The organism is Faecalibacterium langellae, from assembly GCF_002549775.1.
Classification (GTDB): Bacteria; Bacillota; Clostridia; order Oscillospirales; family Ruminococcaceae; genus Faecalibacterium; species Faecalibacterium langellae.
The window spans coordinates 1-2,563 of sequence record NZ_NMTR01000028.1; the positions used below are offsets into that span (position 1 = coordinate 1).

At 46.9% G+C, this 2,563-nt stretch carries 1 tRNA gene, 2 rRNA genes and 1 pseudogene; 3 read left to right on the forward strand and 1 reads right to left on the reverse strand.

The annotated features are described in order from the left end of the window. From CGS49_RS13300 to CGS49_RS13310, 3 genes are all read left to right on the forward strand, one after another. Window positions 1-1,815 (forward strand): 23S ribosomal RNA (locus CGS49_RS13300); the annotation flags it as partial. An 83-nt stretch (window positions 1,816-1,898) separates the two neighbouring features. Then, window positions 1,899-2,014 (forward strand): 5S ribosomal RNA (gene rrf, locus CGS49_RS13305). A 5-nt stretch (window positions 2,015-2,019) separates the two neighbouring features. Continuing rightward, a tRNA-Asn gene (locus CGS49_RS13310) sits at window positions 2,020-2,093 on the forward strand. An 89-nt stretch (window positions 2,094-2,182) separates the two neighbouring features. Here CGS49_RS13310 and CGS49_RS13315 read toward each other — a convergent pair. Continuing rightward, window positions 2,183-2,539, reverse strand: a pseudogene (locus tag CGS49_RS13315) (YfhO family protein); the annotation flags it as partial. Window positions 2,540-2,563: the final 24 nt, after the last annotated feature.

A 2,563-nucleotide genomic window follows, 5' to 3' on the forward strand; every position in this document is an offset into this window, starting at 1 on the left:
AGGATGTTAGCTTAGAAGCAGCTATTCATTCAAAGAGTGCGTAATAGCTCACTAGTCGAGTGACCCTGCGCCGAAAATGTACCGGGGCTAAAACATATTACCGAAGCTGTGGATACCTTTATAGGTATGGTAGGAGAGCGTTCTATGTGCGAAGAAGGTGTACCGTGAGGAGTGCTGGAGCGCATAGAAGTGAGAATGCCGGTATGAGTAGCGAAAGACAGGTGAGAATCCTGTCCACCGTAAGACTAAGGTTTCCAGGGGAAGGCTCGTCCGCCCTGGGTTAGTCGGGACCTAAGGAGAGACCGAAAGGTGTATCCGATGGACAACAGGTTGATATTCCTGTACTAGAGTATATAGTGATGGAGGGACGCAGTAGGCTAACTAAACCAGACGATTGGAAGTGTCTGGCCAAGCAGTGAGGTGTGATATGAGTCAAATGCTTATATCTTTAACATTGAGCTGTGATGGGGAGCGAAGTTTAGTAGCGAAGTTAGTGATGTCACACTGCCGAGAAAAGCTTCTAGCGTTAATTATACTCTACCCGTACCGCAAACCGACACAGGTAGTCGAGGCGAGTAGCCTCAGGTGAGCGAGAGAACTCTCGTTAAGGAACTCGGCAAAATGGCCCCGTAACTTCGGGAGAAGGGGCGCTGACTGATGGTCAGCCGCAGTGAATAGGCCCAAGCAACTGTTTATCAAAAACACAGCTCTCTGCTAAATCGTAAGATGATGTATAGGGGGTGACGCCTGCCCGGTGCTGGAAGGTTAAGAGGAGTGCTTAGCGTAAGCGAAGGCATGAATTGAAGCCCCAGTAAACGGCGGCCGTAACTATAACGGTCCTAAGGTAGCGAAATTCCTTGTCGGGTAAGTTCCGACCCGCACGAAAGGCGTAATGATTTGGGCACTGTCTCAACGAGAGACTCGGTGAAATTTTAGTACCTGTGAAGATGCAGGTTACCCGCGACAGGACGGAAAGACCCCATGGAGCTTTACTGCAGTTTGATATTGAGTATCTGTACCACATGTACAGGATAGGTAGGAGCCTATGACCTCGGGACGCCAGTTTCGAGTGAGGCGTTGTTGGGATACTACCCTTGTGTTATGGCTACTCTAACCCAGATAGGTTATCCCTATCGGAGACAGTGTCTGACGGGCAGTTTGACTGGGGCGGTCGCCTCCTAAAAGGTAACGGAGGCGCCCAAAGGTTCCCTCAGAATGGTTGGAAATCATTCGCAGAGTGTAAAGGTATAAGGGAGCTTGACTGCGAGAGCTACAACTCGAGCAGGGACGAAAGTCGGGCTTAGTGATCCGGTGGTTCCGTATGGAAGGGCCATCGCTCAACGGATAAAAGCTACCCTGGGGATAACAGGCTTATCTCCCCCAAGAGTTCACATCGACGGGGAGGTTTGGCACCTCGATGTCGGCTCGTCGCATCCTGGGGCTGTAGTCGGTCCCAAGGGTTGGGCTGTTCGCCCATTAAAGCGGCACGCGAGCTGGGTTCAGAACGTCGTGAGACAGTTCGGTCCCTATCCGTCGCGGGCGTAGGAAATTTGAGAGGATCTGCTCCTAGTACGAGAGGACCAGAGTGGACTTACCGCTGGTGTACCAGTTGTTCTGCCAAGAGCATCGCTGGGTAGCTATGTAGGGAAGGGATAAACGCTGAAAGCATCTAAGTGTGAAGCCCACCTCAAGATGAGATTTCCCATGATTTTATATCAGTAAGAGCCCTGAGAGATGATCAGGTTGATAGGTTAGAAGTGGAAGTGTGGTGACACATGTAGCGGACTAATACTAATAGCTCGAGGACTTATCCAACGAATGTAACTGAGATATATTGACAACGATTTGGTTTCTTGATACAGTATAGATATTCAATTTTGAGTTGAGAATACTCAGAGTTAAGTGACGATAGCCTAGGAGATACACCTGTTCCCATGCCGAACACAGAAGTTAAGCCCTAGTACGCCTGATGTAGTTGGGGGTTGCCCCCTGTTAGATACGGTAGTCGCTTAGCCTTTATCCGCCATAGCTCAGTTGGTAGTAGCGCATGACTGTTAATCATGATGTCGTAGGTTCGAGTCCTACTGGCGGAGTGATAAGACACCTCAAGTTGTATAGCTTGAGTTTTTTTGTACCCTAAACCTAAAAGGTCTAGAACATTCGTTCTAGACCTTTTAGGTTTTTATTTAGGGGGAGTAGCTTTTTGAGTAATTTTTATTTTACCGATGAAGTAAGCATAGCAACAAAATATTCCAAATGCCAAGCAACTAATAATCAAGCCAATCTTAATGCCATAGGGAATAAAGGTAAGCACAACTTTTCCTTTACCACTAGGGACATCAACCTTCATGAACCCCTTTTGAGCTCGATGAATTTTAACTTTTTTATTATTTACTGTTGCTGTCCACCCCTTGTCGTATGGAATGGTGAAAAATAATGAAGCATTTGTGTGGCTACTATAATCAGTAAATACTTTATTTTTTGATGTAGTAACCTTGGTATCACGTTCATTAATAGTATCCATAGCAATCTTGTAGTTTTGAGTATCAAGGGCTTAAAAACT